Below are 22919 nucleotides of genomic sequence, written 5' to 3'. Positions count from 1 at the left end.
TAAAACCACCATTCTACTTAATTGGAATCAAACGGTCATCACTATAGGTTATGTGGATACCATTGGGATAAATCATCACCATTTTATCAGGATCTCCATCTCTCGCAGCAGCCATCCTCGCTTGCGTAGCCTTAATCATTTTAATAACTTTCTCTTCTTCATTCTTGAGTTTGGTAGGTGCTACTATTGCAAAGAAGGTCACTTCTTCGTAGTCATTTCGACTATGAGCTCTGTAGGTCAATTTCACGAGACTATCTTTATAAATCATAATATCAATTGCATTTTGGCAGCGATCAGGATTTGAATTTTGTGATTGAAAAATTAAGCGATAGATCTTATCGGCTTCAGAATAAACCAAATAATCCCTCTCTTCTACCAATGGATAACCAACTACTCCATTGATATAATCTTGTTCTTCTTGGGTTAGGTGCATTTTTAATTTAAATTCCATTTTGAACCTTCTTTCGTTTTCTTATTCTTTATTTGTTGCGCCATTTCCTGTCTCTGCCCTCTAACTAGAGTCCAGAAACGGTAGTGAGCGAACAATTATCTTTTGGCACATCATCGTTTTTTCTCCTTTCACTGAAATCTATCACAAAACCAGCGAATTCATATAAAATTTATTGATTTTAGAATAGATTTCTGCCTTTGACAACTGTGTTACTGATTCCGCCTTAATGCGATTGAAGCGCTCCAAATCGCTGGAAAGACCGGCCAACTCCTCCTTGGGGATGCCATTAATATGAGTAACTCGCTCATTAGCCATCAGTCCCGGCAGCTCCGTCTGGGCAAAGACCCGATTTTTATCAGCATCTGGCCCCATCAGGACTGCCACATCCCCCTTAGCATGCTTCTGCACCAGTATCTCGGATATGAGATCATCCAAAGCCAAGGCCTTATCTCCGAAAACGGTCTTTTGACGAGTGTCACCCTTCCAGGTTCCACGGAATAATGTATTAGTTTCAAAATCAATCGCTTCATCAATCGCTTTTTTAAAATCTAGATCATTTAAGATATTTTCGGCGACATCGTTGATGAAGGACAGCTTGGCCTTACTAGCTTCGCTGTGTCTTTTAGCTGTGTGAAACATGTAGCCATTGGCAGAGGAATCTGCCCCAGTGAACCCTCCTGAGTAGAAGATAGTTCTGCTACCCTCAGGCAAGTCAAAAGACATCTGGCGGATCTGGTCGGCCAGGTCTAGGGCAAACTGTTCTAAGTTTGCTTTAGGTTGAGGGTAATTTTCTACCCAAGTAATGATATCTTTGATTGTTTTGTACATCGCTAAACCTCACTAGATGCAACAACTGGAATCGTTATCTCATCACTGTAGGTCAGCGGAAAACCATCGGTATATATGTATGACCATCGACCAGGACTGCCATCTTTATTTGCACCTATTGCCTCGGTTGTCCCCTTTATAACCTCAATGATCTTTTCCTCCTCATCCCTAAACTGAGAAGGGACTAGGATAGACTCGAAATGGAACTCAAGAATATCTCCCTTAACACAGTAAGTATAGGTTAGTACAATTACCTTATCTTTATAGATAGTAATATGAATTTCATCTTGAGGACGATCCGGATTGGAGTTGTAGAATTCGATAATCAGACGATAGATCCTCTCAGTTTCAGAATAAATTAGATAATCCTTTTCTTTTGCCAGAGGATATCCAACTACTCCATTGATATAGTCTTGTTCTTCTTGGGTTAGTCGTGTCTTACGTTTGAATTTCATGTTGAACCTGCTTTCTTTTCTTATGCTTTTGTTTTTTTGTGCTATTTTTCTCTTCTCTTTATTGTATCATGTACAAGCAGATAAAAAAATTCTCTATTTTATGCTATAATATTCCTATGAAAAGAGAAATAGTCATTATCGGAGGGGGAATTGTTGGTTCGACAGCCGCGTTCTATCTATCACAAGAAAAAGATTGTCAGGTGACCTTGATTGATGAAGGTACTGGTACGGCGACACGTGCTGCCGCTGGAATTATCTGCCCTTGGCTGTCGCAACGTCGCAATCAAGATTGGTATCATTTGACCGCTAGCGGAGCGGCATTTTATCCGCAACTAATGTCGGATTTGCAAGAGGTTGGATTTTCGAACCCTGCTTACAAGCAGACTGGGACACTGGTCTTTAAAAACAAGGAAAAGCTCCTGAAAAAATTAGAAAATATAGCTCTTGAAAGAAGAGAAAAAGCTCCCATGATTGGGGAGCTTAACCTATTCACTGGACAATCCGTAACACAAATCATTCCTCAACTATCAACGGAGCAAGGTGCTATTTTAGCAAGTGGGGGTGGCCGTGTGGACGGCAATCTTTTGCTAGATCATTTACAAGAAGCCTTTCTGCAAAATGGTGGAAGACTACTCCATGGGAAAGCCGAGTTGATGGATGAGCAGACTATCTCTATCAACCAGCAAGTGCTGAAGACCGACCAAATCATCCTAGCTGTGGGAGCTTGGTTACCACAACTTCTTGCTCCGCTAGACTATACTGTGGATGTCCGTCCACAGAAAGGTCAACTGCTGGAAATCGAAACAGACTTTACTACTGATGAGTGGTCTGGTTGCATGTTGCACGGCGAGATTGATATCCTGCCTTTTGAAAATGGAAAACTGGTCATCGGTGCGAGCCACGAAGACGATATGGGCTTTGACTTGACGCTGGATAATGACAAGATTGAAAAAATGAAAGAAACGGCTAGCCAATTCATCCCTGAACTAGCTGAGTTGCCTATTAGCGCTAGACGGGTGGGAATACGCGCCTACACATCAGACTACTCCCCATTTTACGGCAACCTTTCTGACCAAGAACACATATGGGTCGCTAGCGGTCTAGGTTCTTCAGGACTTACATCTGGTCCTTTTATCGGTTGGCAAATTGCCCAAGAAATCCTCGACAAAAATCCCCATTTCGACCGTAGTCCCTACTCACCCAGTAAATATATCAAAAAAATCGACTAAAACTAGTCGATTTTTTTGATGATTATTTAGCTGAGATGGCAGCTTTTGCGATGTAGTTCAATGGTTGGTTGAAGTGTGGCAAGAAGAACAAGTCAAGGAGCGCCAAGCGGTCGATTGTTACGCCTTCTTGGATTGCCAATGAGAACATGTGGATACCCATAGACATGTCTTCACGTGATACCATTTGTGCACCAAGAACTTTACGAGTATCTTTATCATAAACGATTTTCACTGTTACTTCGTGGTTTGCTTCTTCGATGAAGGCAGCTTTTTGAAGGTCAGTTGATTCAACAACAACTGGATTGAAGCCAAAGCGTTTTGCTTTTTCTTCTGTCAAACCAGTTGAAACCATGTTAAGGCCATAGATTGAGATACCGTTTGATCCTTGTACACCAAGTGATTCAACTTCAACACCAGCAGCATTGTGACCAGCTACTACACCTGAACGAAGAGCGTTTGATGCAAGAGCGATGTAATTCACATCGTTAATAGCATTGTCAAATACTGTCGCACAGTCACCAACTGCGTACACGTCTTTGATGCTTGTTTCTTGTTTTTTGTTTACAAGGTAAGCGCCGTTGCGGAATGTTTCCAATTTACCAGCACCAAGAGATGTATTTGGACGGAAACCTACTGCAAGAACGACCATATCAACATCGCGGCTTGTTTTGTCAGTTACGATGCGTTCAACTTTACCGTCGCCTTCGATAGCTTTAACTGTTTCACCAAATGCCAACTCGATACCGTGGTCAGCCATGTTTTTGCTCATCATGTCTGAAAGCTCGCGGTCATAGTAACCAGCCAAGCAAGTATCTACAACGTCGATCAAGATGACTTCTTTACCATGACGTTGGAAAGCTTCTGCTAATTCAACACCGATGTAACCCGCACCAACAACTGCTACGCGTTTGATGTCGTTTGATTTGTCTTCCAATTTATCAATAACTTGTTGTGCATTTTGGAACAATTTAACGAATTGAAGGTTTTCAAGTGTTGCTTCAAACTCAAGTGAGCCTTCTTTGATTTCTGCACCAGCGATTGGTGGCAAGATTGGTTGTGAACCTGTAGCCAAGATCAACTTGTCATAGCTTTCTACGTGTTCTTTACCGTCTACCAGGGCAGTAACTGTTTTTGCATCGTAGTCGATTGCTTGAACTGGTGAGTTCATGTAGATACGAGCGCCTTTTGCTTCAAGCATTTCTTTGTTTGCGTAGAAAAGACCTTCTGAACCAGAAATTTGGTTACCAATCCAAAGAGCCATACCACAACCCAAGAAAGAGATGTTTGAGTTTTGGTCAAAGACAACTACTTCATTTTGTGCACCGTAGTTATCCAAAAGTGTATTGATACTTGAAGTACCGGCGTGGTTTGCACCAACAACAACGATTTTTGCCATAGAAAAATCTCGCTTTCAAAATATTATTTTATACCATACATTATAACTGACTCTGTTACCGATTACAAAAAATATGCTCATTATTTCACAAAATATTTATTTGAGGAAATATCGACAAAAATTCGAAACTTCAACTAATCAGATTCATACCAAAAAACAGAACTTGCGATAGTCCTATTTTTTCCTTATCTTGTTTTTAAAAATTCTACCAATGAGGTCGCTGGTCGGCCCAATACCTTTTCAATATCTGACGAAAGGCCTTCTTGCTCGCTAGCTTTAATGGCTGTGTAGGTCGAAACCCAGCTATCGTATTCCCAGTCTTCAGCTGGCCAGACCTTACGCGATTGGTAGGCTTCTTCAACCGTCTCATCGATATAATTGATTTTCTTTCCCCAGGCTTGCCCGACAACCTGAACAAGTTCTGCCATGCTTAGATTTTCTGGACCAGTCATGTCCAGTGTCTGATTTTCCCATTTTGCAGGGTGTTTCAGGATTTCCACTACCACGTCTGCAACATCTTGGCGCACGACAGCTGAAACCTTGCCTTGTCCTGCAGGTCCACGGACCTCTCCATACTCCTGACATAGTTCGACAAAAAAGTCCATGTAGAAATTATCCCGCAAAAATGTGTAAGTAAAACCATTTTCCTTGATATAATTTTCCGTCTTTGCATGGTCGCGTGAGAGGGTAAAGGTCGCCTCATCACTAGCACTATAAAAGGAAGTATAGATGATATGCTTGACCCCAGCTTCCTTAGCGGCATCAATGAGGTCAGAATGCTGTTGGAGACGGTCTGGGTGTTCTTTCCCAGAAACCATAAACAGGGCCTCTACACCTGTCAAAGCCTGGACGGCTTGCGGGCTGTATTCGTAAGAAGCCTGAACCAATTCTGCATTAGCAAAACGAATCGCACGCTCTGGACTGCGTGCCAAGTGACGCGCTACAATTCCTGCTTCTGAGATTTTTTTAGCGACATAGCCACCTAAATGACCTGTCACGCCTGTAATTGCAATAGTTGTCATATCAATCTACCACTACTTTTCCAGTAGTCCTTTCTTTTCTAAATAGGCACGCGCTACATTTTTAGCGGATTTACCTTCTACACCAACTTGATAATTCATTTGGCTCATTTCTTCTTCGCTAATCTGACCCGCCAATTGATTCAGAATCTTTTTCAATTCTGGATGCTTTTTCAACAAAGATTGGGATAAAAGTGGCGCACCTTGGTAAGGTGGAAAGAGCTTTTTGTCATCTTTCAATACGACCAAGTCATATTTGGCGATTTCTGCATCGGTCGAGTATGCATCTATAATCTGGATATCTCCTGACTGAATAGCTTGATATCGGAGAGCAGGTTCCATAGTGGAAACATATAACTGGAGCCCATACAAGGATTGCAGGCCTTTGTTGCCATCTTCGCGGTCGTTAAATTCCAAGGTAAAGCCTGCCTTTAATTCTTGCTCGACAGCTTTCAAATCCGAAATCGTCTTGAGCCCATATTGCTCTGCAATTTTCCGAGGAACAACGATAGCATAAGTATTTTGATAGCGCATCGGTTCAAGCAACACTAACTTATCTTGCTTGAGAATACCGTCACGGGCTGCTTCATAGACTTGTTCCGCATCATTTGAGACAGACGGTGCAGGCTGTAGCAAAGATGCCGTGACTGTCCCCGTAAACTCTGGATAAAGATCAATCTTCCCTGACTTCAATGCTTCGTACAGGAAAGTCGTCTTGCCAAAATTCGGCTTCAGGTCAACCTTTAACTTACTACTATCTTGCTCAATCAAGAGCTTGTACATATTGATGAGAATTTCGGGTTCAGGACCCAATTTACCAGCAACAGTAATGATTTCCTTTTCTTGCATTTTTGGGAAAAAGGCTGGCGCGTAAGAGACAGACAGACCCAGAATCAAGACTGCAAAACTAGCAAAAATCGTCCGAGGACGTGCCTTTTCTAAAAATTTTAAAAGGAAATTAAAACCCACTGCCAAAACGGCTGAAGACAAGGCTCCGATTAAAATCAAGCTCGTATTGTTGCGGTCAATTCCCAGCAAAATGAAAGAACCCAGTCCGCCAGCCCCAATCAAGGCAGCCAGAGTCGCCGTCCCGATAATCAATACCGCCGCTGTTCGAATGCCGGACATAATCACAGGCATGGCCAGGGGCAACTCGAATTTCTTCAATCGTTCCCACTTGGTCATCCCAAATGCCACCCCTGCTTCCGTCAAACTAGGGTCCATCCCTGCTAGACCGGTCAAAGTGTTTTGTAAAATAGGAAAAACAGCATACAAGACCAAGGCAGTCAAGGCTGGCAAGGTTCCGATTCCCATCATTGGAATCAGCAGTCCTAAAATCGCCAGCGAAGGAATGGTTTGAATCATTCCAGCAATTTGCAAGATAGCTTCTGCTGCTTTTCGATGCGGACTGAGCAAGATTGCAAGTGGCAATGCCAGTACAATGGCGATTAAAAGCGTCACCAGCGAAAGTTGCAAATGCTGACCAAGTGCTGTGACCCAGTCGCCAAATCGATTTTCAAAAGTTGATACGAGACTAGTCATCCTGACCTCCTCCAAATAAATCTCTCACAAAGTCATTGACAGGACTTTCTAAAATAACTGTCGGACTAGCCAGTTGCACAATCTCTCCCTCATGAAGAACAGCAATCTTATCAGCCAAAAGCAAAGCCTCATCCGTGTCGTGCGTCACAAAAATGGTCGTCATGCCAAATTCCTCATGCAATTCCTTGGTCAACAGCTGTAATTGCTTACGGGAAATAGCGTCCAAGGCAGAAAAGGGTTCGTCCATGAGCAAGATCTTTGGCTGTGCAATAATCGCCCGTAAAATGCCAATTCGTTGCTGCTCACCACCAGATAATTCTTTGGGATAGCGGTGACCATATTCAGAAAACGGTAGCCCAACTTTCTCCATCAAGACTTCCATCCGCTCCTGAGCTTGGCCTTTCTTCCATTTTTTCATCTCTGGAATCAAGAGAATGTTTTCGGCCACCGTGAGATTTGGAAAAAGAGCAATCTGCTGCAAAACATAACCGATAGACAAACGGAGAGCTCGTAAAGGCAGACTAGTTAATTCCTGGCCATCTAAGAATATCTGGCCCGCGCTTGGTTCAATCAACCGATTGACCATTTTCAGCAAGGTTGTCTTCCCTGAACCACTCGGCCCAACCAAAACCATAAATTCTCCAGACTGAATCTGCAACTGAATAGATTTGAGAATATCTCCCTCGCCATAGGTCTTTTTTACATCTTTAAATTCAATCATTTCTTCTCCTTATTTCACAGAAGCTGCCTGTAAATTTTCTAAAATTCGCTCCAGATAAGCCTCGAATTCTCCCATTTCTTCCTCCGAGAAGCCCTTATAGAAAATATCCGCCAATTCCCGACTGACCTTGTCGCCAATTTTCTCCTGAGACCAGCCCAAGTCTGTCAAGCTAACGAATTTTTTCCGCTTATCGAGAGGATGGCTCTCAAAAGCAATCAAGCTTTGTTCCTCCAGCCGTTTTAGCATGCTGGTTAGCGTATTATTAGCCAACCCCGTCTTTAGGGCAATATCCGTAGCCGTCATACTCCCCTGACTAGACCAGAGAGCCGATAAAATCTTGCCTTGCTCACTGCGATACAGAACACCCGGCTCCTTGTTGAGCAGACTTTGGAAAAGCCGACCATTAAGCAAATGCACTCGCATGTTTAAATAGCCACCATTACTTTTTTCAATCATATGCCACCATTTATTTCTATATAGAATTACAACTTGAAACATATACTACCATATGGAACTATTTTATTCAACAAATTGCTACGAAAGCAACTTATTTACATTTTTTCGTATATATTTTTTGTTTTACAAATGATTTTTCGTATAGTATACTAGTTAGCAAGGAGGACATCATGACCGAACTAGAATTAAAAAAGCTAATTGAAGCAAAATACGGCAGTGTACGTGCCTTTTCGATTGAAAACGACATTCCCTACACAACCATCCGCTCTATCCTTGAACGTGGTATCTTAAATGCCAAAGCAGACACCGTCTTTAAGATTTGTAAAATTTTAGGATTGAAGCCAGAAATTTTTGACAAAGAAACAATGGCTAATCAAGCAACTGCTCAAACTACCAAGAAAACAGAAAGCTATTTCCCAATGACAAAAAAAAGCGCATTCGACTCAGAAAAATACCTCAATCTGCAGCGTGACCACATTTTAGAGCGTATCAATCAATTTGAAGGCAAACTCTATCTTGAATTTGGTGGAAAAATGCTGGAAGACTTCCATGCTGCGCGCGTCTTGCCAGGATATGAGCCTGATAACAAGATTAAACTACTCCAAGAATTGAAAGAGCAAGTCGAGATTGTCATTGCCATTAACGCAAGCAATATCGAGCATTCAAAATCACGTGGCGACCTTGGTATCTCTTATGACCAAGAAGTTTTCCGTCTGATTGATAAATTCAAAGACTTGGACATCTTTGTCGGTTCAGTTGTCATTACCCAATACAGCGGTCAGCCTGCGGCAGATGCCTTCCGTAAGCAATTAGAGAAAAACGGTATCCCATCTTACCTCCACTATCCAATCGACGGCTATCCTACCGATATGGACAATATCATTTCTCCAAATGGTCTCGGAAAAAATGATTACATCAAAACCAGCCACAAGCTCGTTGTCGTGACAGCACCCGGACCTGGTTCAGGTAAATTGGCGACTTGTATGTCCAACCTCTACCATGACCAAATCAACGGGGTGACTTCTGGCTATGCCAAATTTGAAACATTCCCAGTTTGGAATTTACCATTGCATCACCCTGTCAACTTGGCCTATGAAGCTGCAACGGCTGACTTGGACGACGTCAACATGATTGACCCATTCCACTTAGAAGCCTACGGCAAAACAACTGTCAACTACAACCGTGACATCGAGATTTTCCCAGTATTAAAACGGATGTTGGAGCGTATCCTTGGCAAGTCTCCTTATGCATCACCGACTGATATGGGTGTCAATATGGTTGGATTTGCCATCGTGGACGACGAAGCAGCTATCGAAGCATCTAAGCAAGAAATCATCCGCCGTTACTACCAAACCCTCGTTGACTTCAAGGCAGAACGTGTACCTGAAACTGCTGTTAAGAAGATTAAACTGCTCATGAATGACATCAACGTAACACCTGCCGATCGCAAAGTGACCGTTGTGGCGCGCGAAAAAGAAGAAACAACTGATCATCCTGCCCTTGCACTCGAATTGCCAACTGGCGAAATTGTAACGGGTAAAACATCCGAACTCTTCGGACCATCTGCCGCTGTCATCATTAACGCCATCAAGAAATTAGCCAATATTGACAAGGCGACTCACTTGATTGAACCTGAATATGTCAAACCAATCCAAAATCTCAAAATTGGACACCTTGGAAGCAAAAATCCACGCCTCCACTCAAACGAAATTCTCATGGCTCTTGCCATCACTGCCATGAATAACGAGGAAGCTCAATTGGCTATGAACCAACTGGCCAACCTCAAAGGAAGCGAAGTCCATTCGACCGTGACCCTACCTGAAGAAGATAAAAATGTCTTCCGTAAACTGGGCATCCACGTGACCTTTGACCCAGTCTACGAACAAGACAAATTGTATAGAAAATAAAAGAGCTGGAACGAAAGTTCCAGTTCTTTTATTTTCTATTTAAATTCGTTTGCAACGTACCAAGACACGCGCTAGCCCACTTTGTGTACAGGTAAAGAGACTCAAATCCCAGTCATCATCTTGACCAGTTCCCTTCGACACCTTGTCTACAGCTGTCGGCTCGATAACCTCTCGATTGGTCACCATGTACTGAATCTTCTCACCGTTCACTGTTTCTAAACTTATTTTTGTGCCTATAGCAATCGTTTGCAAGGCTAAAAAATGGACCGCATTGTCATGACCACACACGACCAAATCATTTGTCAGGTAAGACCCCATGTACCGCGTTGGGTTCTTTGATATCTGCTCAAAACTATAGTCCGCTGCGATAGGAAGATAGAGATTCTTATCTGGAATGGACAGGACACCCATATAATTGGTCTGGTCAATCTTTTCAACAGGAAGCTCTTCATCTGTCGCATCAAAATCCCGTTTCTCTACTAATTTCAAACTAGATAATACATGATCTGAAGCCTGTTTCACTTGATAATTTTCAACCAAATTCCACGCCAACCATGTCATAGAAAGCAGGATACAAAGCAAGCCCAGAGCTAAAAGCAACCGACTTCTTAAGTCTCTCTTCTGCATGCTAGCCTCTTTTCTTTCGAGAAGCATAGATGCAAGCCATCCCCACCACAAACAAGACCGGAATCGGCCACCACAATTGACCTGTAAAGGGAAGCTCCGTCTGTTTCTTAACCTTGCTGTCATCAATCACAGTCGAAGGAGTTGTCTCTTTTTTCAAGCTCATTTTCTCGGTCGCTGACAAAATGTAATTATCATCTGTTGGCAAGGCCACTAAAACTGGACTGAGTGGTTCAAATCCATCCTCTGATTTAGTCTGGATAATGAGATAAACTCCTGCTTCCAAATCTTCAAACTTCGCTCCTGAAAGCGGGATGTCTGCTACTTCTTGCAGCGGGCTGCTAGCGAGGGCAAGTTGCTTTAATTGTTGACTGTAGTTGCGATTGTTGACAGCGATACTGCTTGCGCTTAAGTCCATAGTAGCTGCAACATCGGCAAATACTGGCGTTGAAACCATATTTCCTTCCTGCAGACTGGCAACTTGATACAATTTCAAATCACCACCAGCTCTCACCTCGCCTTCATAAGATTGACTAATCGTGATACTTCCTCTTGGAGACTTGGCAAATACAGCTAGCTGAAAAAAACAAGAAAGAAGGAACACGATTCCTGCTAAATAACTTAATTTTTTGACAGTCATTTGTCTTCTCCTTTTTTGATTTTTTCGACTAATTGCTTGCGTTTCTGTTGCTGTCTCGTTGAGAATAGGAAGAGCATGAGTAAGGATAGAATGAGAGGAATAGCGATAAACGGCGCAATGTAAATTGGTTCAATCTGAATGGCATCAGCCAAAACCAAGGCATCTCCATCTTCATTCGCCACTCGGTGCCCTCGCACCAACAAGCGATGCGTATTGACCCCGTAAGGCGTACAGGTCAATAGAGTCTGGTAATCTTTTCCAGCTTCAATCTGAATATTGCTCAAATCTTGTGGCAAGACCACACGAATCTGGTCAACTTCATAAGTGTAGGTTTCATTGAGAATGTGGACGGTCCAACGATCTCCAACTCGCAATTTATCCAAATCCGAAAACAGTCGCGCTGACGGCAAGCCACGATGACCCGACAAAACGGAATGGGTACCACTCCCACCAATTGGTAGACTAGTTCCCTCCAAATGCCCAATAGACGTTTGCAATACCTCTTCGGTCGTTCCATGATAGATAGGCAGTGTGACCTTGATTTTTGGAATAGAAACATAGCCCATATTACCCGTATTATCAATGGACAGAAGCGAATTGTACCGGCTCCGCTCCTCCTTGTTCATGTGCCAATTGATGCCAGTTTTTGCCATTTCTGCATTATAAACTTCAGCATCTGCTATCATCTTTTGGTACTGGCTAGTATCTAAAGTTGTCACCTTCTCCTGATAATCCATGATAGCCTGCGACTGGTGGAAAGAATTCCAATAATCTGCCACAGACGGATAGCTCAGCAACACCACACCTGCCACGATAATGGCAACCAAAAAGAAGGAAATTGCTTTATCCGTCAAACGCTTTGTTTTTTCTCTGTCACAATTCCCTCCTCTTCTATCATTTAATTAGTTTCTTGCACGACGACGCGCGATTAGGACAACACTACCACCGATAACAAGAACGGTACCAAGTATGTAGAAAATCTTCGTTCCCATACCACCAGTTGATGGAAGCTCAGCACCTTGTTTGTTGGCTACTTTAGAAGTGACAAGAAGCGTATCTCCATCTGCTATATTTTCATCAAATGCCAATTTGACTGCAACTGGTTCTTTCAAAAGATTGTAACCAGCTGGTGCTTCAGTTTCAAGCAATTCATACTCACCCTCATCCAAACCAGAAATAGTGATTGCTCCTTGAGTATCTGTTGTAAATACTTGAGCTGTATCACGACCTACCCAAGTCACATTTTCAGTAGTATCTGCTAACTTCAAATACTCTTCTGTACCTTTTTTACGCAAAACAAATTTTGCAGCTTTCAGTTTTTTATCTGTACCAGCTGCTACTTTGTCAATCGTAATTTGTCCATCATAAACCGTCGCTGACGAACCTTTATCAGTTGTCAATTCATTAGGATTGATATAAGCAGTATTTTTATTGGTATCTGTTTCTGTTGAGCCTTCTGAAGCAGCTTTCAACATTGTTGCTGTATAAGTTACTTTGATAGTTGAGATTGGATTATAGTAAAAATCATCTTTATCCCCAAGTGTAGCAGCTGTTGTTTGATTTCCTACTACATCTCCTGTAGCTGTTGTAGCAGTTTGAGTTGCTGCCCATGGAATTGTCACTGAAAAACCATTATCGGATTGGTTTAAGATATAAGTTGTTTTTCCTGTTCCTTCTGTAAGAACCTGTCCATTGACTTCGACTTTTACAGAGCCTTCATTGAAATCAACACCTGTTGGAAGGGCATCCTTGACAACATATTGGTATACCTTGTTACCTTTAGTATAATATGTTGCGTTTGTATAGTTTAGCGTATAGGTAACGGTTTCTCCAACCGCTTTTACTTTATCGTCTACAGATTTACCTGATTTACCTTGGTTATCCGCATCACCCCATGTAGGTTCATTATTTTTTTCGCGAATAGTTGCATTTGGTGAAGCCGATGTCACCATAATAGTTGCACCATTGTTTGCAGTCGTACCGACATAGTAGTAACCGTATGGTACTGACAACTCTGCCGTACCTGCTGCATCTTCTGTAACAGTATTAGCTGGTGTTTGACCCGCAGATACACTTTTAGCCCACTCGGCGATTTGTGAATCCGTTGCACTATCTTTTTTCGTTACATAAGTTACACCACCATTGGTAGTAAGGGTAAACAATGTATCAAAATTGGCACTTGCTTTATACGTATCTACACGATCTGCTGGAACAGTATAAGATACAGCACCATTATTGATAGCTGGATCAGCCACAGTTGCATCAAAAATTTTGTATGCAGAATATACTGCTCCTTTTTGCGTACTTTCGATAGTTATCGTTCCATTATCCGCCGCAAGTACGGTGCTAGTTGCAGCTGGTGCTAGGCTGCCGAGTGCGATTGTTGACAACAGCATAGTGGTTAAGATTTGTTTTTTCATAGTTTCCTTCTTCTAGTATTGTGTATCAATACTATGTTTTTCTTTTGTATAAAATATAGCTAGCTGGTAAGACTAGGAGTAAGCCTAAAATAAGATAGATGTGTTCACCCATTCCCCCAGTGCTTGGCAATTCTGTACCTTTGGAGTTGGTAATCTTGTATTGGAAGAAAATTTCTCCATCTTCTAATGTCGCAGTTGTAACCGCGGCAGCATTTCCATTTTGCAGGAAGCTGACACTTGTACTTGTGACTTGAAGAGTCATTGCTTCTTGCGGAAGTAAGTAACCATCTGGAGCTTTCTTTTCAACAATCGCGTACTTACCGACTGGAATAGACAAATAATTTGTACTCTTACCAACTAGGTAACCATTGCCATCAGACGTAATATTTTCATAGGACGGTGTAGCAGAACGATTTCCATTTTCATCAATGGTATACACATCAAATATTGCCCCTGAAAGTGTATTGTTAAAGTTTTCAATATCCACTTTTTGAACGCGCAATTTTTGTTTGTTCCGTGTGTTTGTAAAGACAATATCCACATCACCTTTAACAACAAGTGATGGTGTATTATTAGCAGGATAGGTCTTATCTGCTGAATGATCTGCTAGATTTTTCTCTGTAATAGTTTCAGCGACATTAAAATCTGCATAAACCTGTTCATCAATACTAATCGTCGTTCCATATTCAACCGTAAATGCTTTTGACTGTCCATCTTGTAAGAAGAAATTTTCCGCTTGCAGACTGTCACTAGGGTCAAATGTGAAGTCTTTATTTTTATCACTTTCCACTCCAATTACTTTCTTGGAAATGGTCACTGTGTATTTTTTCGGCTTCCATACCGCATACAGAGTATTGGAGACATTGGCTTGATTATCAACCCCAATTTCTTCATTTGGTTGGAACTGCACAACTCTCAAGTTAGCTTGAATCTTGTCTGTATTCCATCCCACCAAGTCATAACCTTCACGAACAAAGTAAGTCGTATCAGGTACATTCATCTTAGTATTTAATTCTAAGTGACTGAGCTGTGTCTCTTCTACTTCTACACCACTCTCCCCAATTCGCTTACCACCATTACCGTTAAATTTAATAAAAGTATCTTCTAAGGTAATAGCTTCAATAGGAATCAGTGCTGGATAAATCATAATATCCTTATTAGTATTGGCTAGTTTACTTAATACCGGTATGTAGTCGTAGGGATTGTATAACTTACCGTTATACCACCATCCTCGGAATCGATAGCCCTCTGGAATCTGCGGGCGACTCAGTAAAGCCGAGTGAGACTGGTCATCATAACTATTGGTGTCAACCGGTGATTCTGACGTTTTGACTTGTGCGCCGTCTTTCAGGACCGGCTTGCCATCCAAACCAACTGCATCGTCTGAATACTTGATATGGTACTCACCGACACGCCGCCAAATTGCACGAAGGGTGATGTCGGTTGTTACCGAACCCGAAAAGTCATATGGTCTAACCGTTCCGTCTTTATTGACATAATACCATCCTACTAATTTGTATGCATCTTTCTCAAAGCGATACTTCTTACTTGTATCTACATTTGGCTCTGTTGGGTCTGTCGTATAACGGGCATAACGTTGCGTTTCTATTACCGCAGTTGCATTAGCCCGCGTATCATAGCGATAATAGTAAGCACCATCTGAATCTTCAACATAATCACGGCTAATGTCATAGTATTCACTAATTTTCTCACCGTAATTCACATTGAAGTAGGTGGATTCACCTGCTGATAAGGCTCCTCCATCTGGCTCGATAGTGACTTTATATTTTATATTGCGCCAACCAGCATATACTTTCACATCATGGTCAGGCATTTTTGTATTAAAATCAAACTCTGTAGTACGAGCCTGGTCTTTGTACCACTTTCCATCCCATTCATAACCAGGCAGGCTCGGAACAGGCTTAGTGGTAGTTGTATCAGGCTCGTATTTCGATAAATTCTCTTCATACAAGGCTGATTTTTCTGGGAAATTACTTAATTCCTGATTGGTAAAAGGATCTAAATAATGAATCTTGAAGGACTTGCGTTCGTACCAAATGGCTAGATTTAGATAATTACCATAATACGAATCCAGCAATGATACCCATTGTCCAGAAGCGACACTCTTCGCAGATAAATCATATACACTACCACTATTATAGTATCTCTGAGCATATGCTACTTTGAAACCTGTATATTTTTCAGAGAAAGTAAATCGCTGTGCATTGCTTCCTGCACCAATATCATTTGGATCATTTGAATAGCTGCCATCAATGTTCTGTTTAAAGAAACGATATTCTTGCGTTTTTCCACCACCTGGAAAAAGTTCAATAACAGTACCAGTTCGCTCCGCAACTGTATCAGGAAGAATAAAGTCGCCTAAGTAACTCATACCACCTATACCATTGTCTGAATAATAGCTCCAAGCGTAATTTGTTCTAGGCCAAGTATATCCATTTGCTGCTAAACTAGTTCCATACAAACCTGTAAATATTTTTCTTGTACCATCTCGGAATGTAAACCTCATTGTAATCAGTTTTCGGTCATAGTAGACATTCAATACTGTTGAGCCATCTGGTTGAACAACCTTGGAATATTCTGTTCTTCTGTTATTCAATTGGAAACCATTAGGAACCTTGGTCACACGATCGTAGGCGGTAGTATAGACTAAACTACCCGTCGTCCCTGCTCGTGTCTCCTGCCCCAAATAGTCATATGTCTTTTGACTGTCTGGGGCATTTTGGGAGTCATTTGCGGATTGTTGCCAATAAACCACAGTATAGCTTGTCTGGGCTGGAATCCAGCTAGCATACAATTTGATATCACTTGTCACAACTTCATCAAAGTTATAAAGATAGCCTCCTGTTTCAGAAGTATACCACCCTACAAATGTATACCCTGGACGCGTCGGCTCTTCTTTAGGCTCTACCCTTGCTGCTGTTTCTCCCTCAAAGACTCGTCTCGGTGCTATATAAGTCGCACCAGAAGCCAGATCTCCCGTAAAAAATTCAATCTTTTTAGCCTGTTTAAAGACGGGATAAAGGGAGATATTGCCTGTAATCGGATAATTTTTAGCAAGCTCGGCATCAATAATGGCTCCGTGCGGTGTTAATGACCAACCCGCAAAACTCAAATCTGAGGTCGGAGCCTCCACGTCATGCGTTGTCAAATCTATCTGGCCATCACCATTACTATTCAAGACAAACTCATGGCGATCTAAAATGGCTCCACCATCTGGACTATCATATAAGGTCACATAAGCAATCTTACCGTAGCTAGGACGAACATAAATATCTTTTGTCTCTGTCACAGGTATCGGCACATCAAATTCAATCCTATCACCGAATCGACCTGTCGTTTTATCATAGAGATACCAGCCATTAAAGTGCTGGTTACTACTGACAATCGGAATACCGACACCTTTCAAACTTTCACCATTCTTCAGCACCTGCTCATGCACCGCCTTACCAGATGACGTTAAAAACGTATAATCTGTGCCATCTGCATTTTCAAAATGGTAAGTAGCACGCGGAACTGTCACATCACCTTGTACAATCGCATAGATAGAGAACGAGTCTGTTTTAAAGGCAATATCACTCCTTGCATTTTTCGTTTCTTCTGTATCTTTTGATCTCAGAACTTCAATTTGTCCATCATCTTTGAAATGGACAATTTTGACCTCTTCGTCCCTTGATTCTATCGGCTGGCTATAAGATATTTCCACCTGCACAGCAGATGCAGGTTCGACTTCCTGTCCATCTACTATAATGGTAATATCGTATAGCTTCAAACTCTTAATTTTTGTATCAATCTGATTCTCAACTTGACCCTTGTAATCATTAAAGTCTTGAGCTTCTTCTTTTAACTCTTCTACTTTTAAGGTCGCACTTTTAGGAATCCTTGCATCTTTCGTAACACGAACAGAAACGGTATAAGCTTCTGTTTTATCATAGAGGGTATCTTCCAAGTATTCTCCACCAGTAGTTACAGTCACTTGCTCTGTTTCTACCGAACTAGAACTCGTTTCTGTCTTTGAACTTTGTTCAACACTTGATGAAGATGTTTCCTCACTTCCAGTCGTTGAAGATGACTCAACGACTAGAGCAATCTCCTCAGCCTTATCCTCTTCAATGGTAATGGCTGGCAGAATTAAGAAATAAGTTGTTGTAAATGTTAAGAGTAACATGGTAGCCCACAGGAAAAATTTCCATTTTCCTTTGTGACGACCATATTGGATAGAATCATAAATAATTCTATAAATATCCTTCAAAACTTATCCTTTCATTTATTTGATAGCCCCAAATGATTTCAGCGGCCAAACTTTAAAAACAATTTTTCCGACCACTTGTTCTTCTGTTACAGTCCCGATAGACGTATTCCGTGAGTCAATCGATACTTCACGATTATCTCCCAATACAAAAATCTGATCATCCGGTACCTGATAGGGGTAGGTAATATTGCTATTTCCGAGAGACTTTTTATCAACATAAGGTTCAGCCAATTCTTTCTGATTAACATAGACTGTCCCTTCCGAGTCAATATCCACCCAATCTCCTGACTTGGCAATGACTCGCTTCACTAACACTTTGTTGTTATAATAAAAAGCCAAAACATCACCCGTTTCAACCTTATCACTTGATTCCTTGACAGTCAGAACAATATCATCTTGCTGCAAGGTCTTGTTCATAGAATTACCATAAATTCGCAAAACAGGCAGCCATAAGACTGCCACCAATATTGCAAGTGATACAACTGCAAGAAGTGTAAAGAGCGTATTTCTCACAATCATCCAAAAGCTGGATTGATACCGAACTCGCTCTAATTCTCTTGCAACATCCCTTGAAGTTAATTTTTCAGATTCCATTTTCTTCTTTCTCTTCAACAATCCGTCGTACATTTTCCAAATACAAGTCTGCAGCTGCTTGAGCCTCTTCAAAAATTCTTGTCAGCGATAAAGAAGCCTCCGCAATGGACCCTACTTGTTCCATTTTTAAATGACGATTCGCGAGCTCTTTTTCTAATTCATTGATCCGAGCCTGCTGCTCTTCAATCACATTTTGCTGTTCCAGCATCAATTCTAACAATTGTGCTCTTCGTAAAAATTTTAATTCTTTTGTGTTCATTTCCCTAATTTCAATTAGTATACTTGATTGGGTATATTAACACTAAAAAAGATTAAAGTCAAACAAATAAGCTCTCGAAAACCCTTACAATACCATGTTTTTTAAACATTTATCTTTTCTTAATTTAATATATAGTCAAGTGAAACAAGAATAGGACAAAAGAGCATCTAGAAAGGTATTACAAGTTGACAATACCTTTCTAAGATGCTTTTTAATATGAGCCCAGATTTTCTCGATGGGATTCAGCTCTGGGGAATAGGGTTGAAGAGGTAATACTATATGTCCTCTGTCCTCACATAATATCCTTAGCTGCCTCATTCGATGAAACCTTGCGTTATCCATGATAATCAGAGAAGGGCTATCTAAGTTAGGCAACAAGAACTCCTTAAACCAGGCCTCAAAAAACTCACTTGTCATGGTGGATTCATAAGTCATGGGAGCAATAATCCTATCGCCAACTAGACCTGCGACCAGAGAAATACGTTGATACTTCTTACCTGAAACCTTTCCCTCAATCATCCGACCACAAGGGGAACGACCATATTCTCGATAAAAGTAGGTATTAAAACCTGTTTCGTCAATATAAACTGTGGGTAAGTGACATAGTTTTTCAAAAGCGGCTTGAAAAACAGCTACTTTTTCTGGGTCCTGCTCATAGTAGGTACAATTCTTTTTTTCGAGTGTAGCCCATGGCTTTAAGTGCATAGTGAATTGCACTCGGATGACAATCAAATTCCAAAGCAATCTCAATGCTCTTCGATAAAGGACTTTAACCGCTCGCGATTAACTTTGCGAGGCTTGGTCCCCTTGACTTGATGCTCAAGTTTTCCTGTTTGCTTCCGCAACTTTTTCCATCCATAAATAGTGTTGCGAGAAAGACCAAACACAATCGCAACCTCTGAAATATTACCTGTTCGTTCACAATAATCGAGAACTTTTTTACGAAAATCTACTGAATATGCCATAATTCTATTATAACACATTTGTACTATTGTAAATTCAAAATAATATAAATAAAAAAACTAGCAAGTACATCTTGCTAGAAAATCAATCTAAAATAAAAGCGTCAACAAGGTCAGAATAGCCAATCCACCTTGTTTCAAAATAATCATCTTATCGCTAGTCATACCGCCGTAAATAGCCACCAAAATGATGTAGACCAACAACACCGCCAACCAAGTAACGCTTGGGAAAATATAGAGCGCAACCAAGATAAGTAGACCAATCAAGAGATTGTAAACACCTTGATTTTTAAATAAAGTTGTAACGTTTTTATTTTGCAGCTCTTCCTGGCTCATATTGAAGACACGCGCAGTTGCTGTAGATGTCGTCGCAATCGTTTCAAGGTAAAAAATATAGAAAAATTCAAGTGCGACAAGAGTTCCTAAAATAATTGTAATAATAGACATAAAGTCCTCCTTTTCTCGCCCTAGATTGTAGCAAAATTTTCAGAAAAAAACCAGAAAATCATTCTGGTTTTTCTATATTATTTGAGAAGAGCCTGGCTAACAGCTGATTTTTCACGTTCGATGAAGTCAACACGAGCTGCAATTTCTTTGATTCCCATGCTGATATTTCGGCTAATCGCCATATCTGTCAATTGAGGTTCAAAGAAGGCTTTGTACTCAGCCAAACGCTCAGTAGTCTTGAATGCGCCAGCTGGGTAAATGACGAACTTGTCAAAGCTCATATCGCCTCCAAGAGCAGACTTGATCCAATCCCAATTTTCTTGTGCCCAAGCCCATACAGTTCCTTGTGTGAAGTCATGACCAAGGAAATTGAAATACCAGATAGACAAGTCTTGTGGTTTCACCACATATTTATCTTGCCAATTAACCAAGAGCTGTTCAACCGTTTCTTGGTTTTTGGTATTTGAGAGGGCAGCCATGAGTTGACGTTGGTAGTTCCCATCATTGGTTGCAATGTATTCTTGAAGGTAAGTGTCTGTCACTTCCTTGCTTTCAAAGTTTTTGACTTGGTTGCCAAGGACGAGAGCACGAAGGGCAGCTGGTAATGATGACAATTTGCCGTCATACTCTTTATACAAGTTTGCAGCTGCATCGATAGCAGATTGTTCTCCTGCATAAATCATCCATGACCAGACCATTTGACGTGATTTTTCATCTTCTTCTGCTTCACCCTCACGTTTTTCAAATCCAAGACGTTCGTAGTTGTAACGAAGAGTTGACTTGACCAATTCTTTGTAGGCTTTTTCCTCTTCAGAATCTTCATCAATAACTGTCTCAACTGCACCAAGGATATCTGCCACGGCAACGAGAACGATATTTTCTGTATCTTTTTCTAAACTTGGTAATAAGTCCAAGAGACTGGCTACGGACACACGACCCCCACGAGACAAGAGATTGCGTTCCAAGATAATTTGCAACTTAGATACCTTGTCTAAACCTGCCAATTCGTCAACGATAGCTTGGTAAAGCTCGCCTTGATAGTTGGTAATATAGTGGGCTGTATTTTCAGTATTGAAACGGAGGGCACCTTCATTTTGTGCAGCCAGAGCGCTGTAGTTTGGAATTTCCAAGGTTTCAGTTGTCAATGTGTCTGGAAGACCAGTCCAATTGCTGTTGAGCGGTACTTGCCAGATGCGACCCTTGTCTTCATTTTCACCAATGAAGAATTGCTCTTGATGAATTTTCAGAGTGTCATTTTCTACAGAGACTGTCAATACTGGGTAACCTGGTTGTTCCAACCATGAATCCATAAAGCCTGCAACGTCACGGCCAGAAGCTTCTCCAAGTGCATTCCAAAGGTCTGTTCCGACAGTATTGCCATACTTGTGTTTTTCAAAGTAAGCGCCCAAGCCTTTTGCAAAATCCGCATCCCCTAACCAACGGCGCAACATGTGCATGAGACGGCTTCCTTTTGCATAAACGATAGCAGGGTCAAAGAGTGTATTGATTTCATCTGGGTGATGAACCGCAACGTGAACGGATTGGACACCGTCCGTCGCATCTCGTTTGAGTGACAAAGGTACACCTGACGTTTGGAAATCGTCAAAAATTTCCCACTCAGGTTTGATGCTATTGACACAGACGTACTCCATCATGTTGGCAAATGATTCATTGAGCCAAAGGTCATCCCACCATTTCATAGTAACGAGATTACCAAACCATTGGTGAGCCACTTCGTGAGCGATAACAAGAGCCACTTGCTGACGGCTTGCCAAGGTCGAATTTTCATCAACAACCAAGTAGACCTCACGGTAGGTCACAAGGCCCCAGTTTTCCATGGCACCAGCTGAGAAGTCTGGTAAAGCGACATGGAGAGACTGTGGAATTGGGTAGGCTACACCGAAGTAATCTTCATAGAACTCAATGGCCTTGACTGCAATTTCCAATGAGAAATCAAGACTTTCCATGGAATGAGCCTTGGTTGAGTAAGAACCAACCAAAGTACCATTTTTAGTATGTGTCGTTTTGCCTTGCAAGTCTCCACAAACAAATGCCAAGAGATAGGATGACATGCGTGGTGTCGTGTCAAATGTCCAAACACCAGTTTCCTTGCGGTTCTCAACTTGGATTTCTGGCATGTTCGAAAGGGCGATTTCTCCTTCAGATTGGTCAAATTTCAAGCTAAGATCAAAGGTTGCTTTCGCCTCTGGTTCATCAATAGATGGGAATGCTTGACGAGCAAAATGGCTTTCAAACTGTGTTCCCAAGAGTTCTTTTTTCTCACCATCAAGTGTGTAGTAAGAAGGATAGATACCATCCATGTTGTCTGTGATATTTCCAGAAAAGGCCACTTCAAGGACTGTGTCACCAAGATTGGCTACTGAAAATGCAACAGTTTCCAATTCATTATCCACTTGGAAATTCACTTCTTGACCAGCAACTTTGACAGATGAAACCGACAAATCACGTTGGTGCAAGGCAACAGTTTCCTTCAAGGCTTGACCAGTAATGGTAACCAGACCAGAAAAAGTCTTATTAGTACGATTCAAATCCAAGAAAAGATTGTAGTTTTCTGGGACAAATGCTTCAATTAAACGAGCTACAGAATTCATTATTTCTCCTTTATTTCCGTAAATTCTTCTCTTATTCTACCACAGATAGAGATTTTTTTCAGAAATTAGGTGAAAGAAAAACAAGTC

General features: G+C 41.4%; 19 protein-coding genes and 1 pseudogene. 2 read left to right on the top strand and 18 right to left on the bottom strand.

The features are described from left to right. Positions 1–13 precede the first annotated feature (13 nt). From J2T50_RS04855 to J2T50_RS04845, 3 genes are all read right to left on the bottom strand, one after another. A complete protein-coding gene (locus J2T50_RS04855; RefSeq protein ID WP_253364257.1) occupies positions 14–451 on the bottom strand; it encodes a hypothetical protein in 438 nt (145 codons plus the stop codon). A gap of 141 nt (positions 452–592) precedes the next feature. Then, a complete protein-coding gene (locus J2T50_RS04850) occupies positions 593–1279 on the bottom strand; it encodes a hypothetical protein (RefSeq protein ID WP_253364256.1) in 687 nt (228 codons plus the stop codon). Between the two features lie 2 nt (positions 1280–1281). Continuing rightward, positions 1282–1734 carry a hypothetical protein gene (locus J2T50_RS04845; RefSeq protein ID WP_253364254.1) on the bottom strand — a complete coding sequence of 151 codons (453 nt, stop codon included), beginning with the start codon at positions 1732–1734 and terminating at the stop codon, positions 1282–1284. A gap of 116 nt (positions 1735–1850) precedes the next feature. On the opposite strand from J2T50_RS04845, the gene J2T50_RS04840 reads away from it, so the two are divergent. Next, positions 1851–2963, top strand: a complete 1113-nt coding sequence (locus tag J2T50_RS04840) for an NAD(P)/FAD-dependent oxidoreductase (protein ID WP_253364252.1) — start codon at positions 1851–1853, stop codon at positions 2961–2963. A gap of 22 nt (positions 2964–2985) precedes the next feature. Here the strand turns inward: J2T50_RS04840 and nox are convergent, their stop codons facing one another. The 5 genes from nox to J2T50_RS04815 form a co-directional block, all read right to left on the bottom strand. After that, positions 2986–4359, bottom strand: coding sequence for a H2O-forming NADH oxidase (nox, locus tag J2T50_RS04835; protein ID WP_253364251.1), 1374 nt, complete (start codon positions 4357–4359; stop codon positions 2986–2988). Between the two features lie 185 nt (positions 4360–4544). Continuing rightward, positions 4545–5381, bottom strand: coding sequence for an SDR family oxidoreductase (locus J2T50_RS04830; RefSeq protein ID WP_253364250.1), 837 nt, complete (start codon positions 5379–5381; stop codon positions 4545–4547). A gap of 12 nt (positions 5382–5393) precedes the next feature. Next, on the bottom strand, positions 5394–6920 hold the full coding sequence (locus J2T50_RS04825) for an ABC transporter permease/substrate-binding protein (protein WP_253364249.1): 1527 nt from the start codon (positions 6918–6920) through the stop codon (positions 5394–5396). Continuing rightward, entirely contained in the window at positions 6913–7641 is a 729-nt protein-coding gene (locus J2T50_RS04820; protein ID WP_253364248.1) for an ATP-binding cassette domain-containing protein, read from the bottom strand. Before J2T50_RS04820 ends, J2T50_RS04825 begins: the two co-directional genes overlap by 8 nt. 9 nt (positions 7642–7650) lie before the next feature. Beyond that, the gene (locus tag J2T50_RS04815; RefSeq protein WP_253364520.1) at positions 7651–8094 is read right to left on the bottom strand and encodes a MarR family winged helix-turn-helix transcriptional regulator; all 444 of its coding nucleotides are present in this window, start codon (positions 8092–8094) and stop codon (positions 7651–7653) included. Positions 8095–8516: 422 nt separating this feature from the next. Here J2T50_RS04815 and J2T50_RS04810 point away from each other — a divergent pair, with 422 nt between their 5' ends. Continuing rightward, complete coding sequence (locus J2T50_RS04810) at positions 8517–10004, top strand: DUF1846 domain-containing protein (RefSeq protein WP_253364518.1); 1488 nt, start codon at positions 8517–8519, stop codon at positions 10002–10004. Between the two features lie 39 nt (positions 10005–10043). On the opposite strand, the gene J2T50_RS04805 is transcribed toward J2T50_RS04810, so the two are convergent. The 10 genes and pseudogenes from J2T50_RS04805 to J2T50_RS04760 form a co-directional block, all read right to left on the bottom strand. Then, positions 10044–10631, bottom strand: coding sequence for a sortase (locus J2T50_RS04805; protein ID WP_253364246.1), 588 nt, complete (start codon positions 10629–10631; stop codon positions 10044–10046). A gap of 1 nt (position 10632) precedes the next feature. Continuing rightward, positions 10633–11268, bottom strand: a complete 636-nt coding sequence (locus tag J2T50_RS04800; RefSeq protein WP_253364245.1) for a hypothetical protein — start codon at positions 11266–11268, stop codon at positions 10633–10635. Continuing rightward, complete coding sequence (locus J2T50_RS04795; protein ID WP_253364244.1) at positions 11265–12122, bottom strand: class C sortase; 858 nt, start codon at positions 12120–12122, stop codon at positions 11265–11267. Before J2T50_RS04795 ends, J2T50_RS04800 begins: the two co-directional genes overlap by 4 nt. A 48-nt stretch (positions 12123–12170) precedes the next feature. Continuing rightward, positions 12171–13688 (bottom strand): SpaA isopeptide-forming pilin-related protein, encoded by a 1518-nt coding sequence (locus tag J2T50_RS04790; RefSeq protein WP_253364243.1) that lies wholly within the window; start codon positions 13686–13688, stop codon positions 12171–12173. A gap of 31 nt (positions 13689–13719) precedes the next feature. After that, positions 13720–17958: an InlB B-repeat-containing protein gene (locus J2T50_RS04785; RefSeq protein WP_253364242.1), complete on the bottom strand. Its 4239-nt coding sequence runs from the start codon at positions 17956–17958 to the stop codon at positions 13720–13722. 15 nt (positions 17959–17973) lie between these two features. Further along, positions 17974–18552: a signal peptidase I gene (lepB, locus tag J2T50_RS04780; protein ID WP_253364241.1), complete on the bottom strand. Its 579-nt coding sequence runs from the start codon at positions 18550–18552 to the stop codon at positions 17974–17976. Continuing rightward, positions 18542–18811, bottom strand: a complete 270-nt coding sequence (locus J2T50_RS04775; protein ID WP_253364240.1) for a DNA repair protein — start codon at positions 18809–18811, stop codon at positions 18542–18544. The genes lepB and J2T50_RS04775 overlap by 11 nt, the downstream gene beginning before the upstream one ends. Positions 18812–18946: 135 nt before the next feature. Then, positions 18947–19776, bottom strand: a pseudogene (locus tag J2T50_RS04770) (IS630 family transposase). 87 nt (positions 19777–19863) lie between these two features. Further along, positions 19864–20220 (bottom strand): DUF1304 domain-containing protein, encoded by a 357-nt coding sequence (locus J2T50_RS04765; RefSeq protein ID WP_253364239.1) that lies wholly within the window; start codon positions 20218–20220, stop codon positions 19864–19866. 77 nt (positions 20221–20297) lie between these two features. Further along, a complete protein-coding gene (locus tag J2T50_RS04760) occupies positions 20298–22832 on the bottom strand; it encodes a M1 family metallopeptidase (RefSeq protein ID WP_253364238.1) in 2535 nt (844 codons plus the stop codon). Positions 22833–22919 lie beyond the last annotated feature (87 nt).

This window comes from Streptococcus gallinaceus (assembly GCF_024170225.1).
Taxonomy (GTDB): domain Bacteria; phylum Bacillota; class Bacilli; order Lactobacillales; family Streptococcaceae; genus Streptococcus; species Streptococcus gallinaceus.
This window is presented reverse-complemented; position numbering and strand designations above follow the sequence as displayed.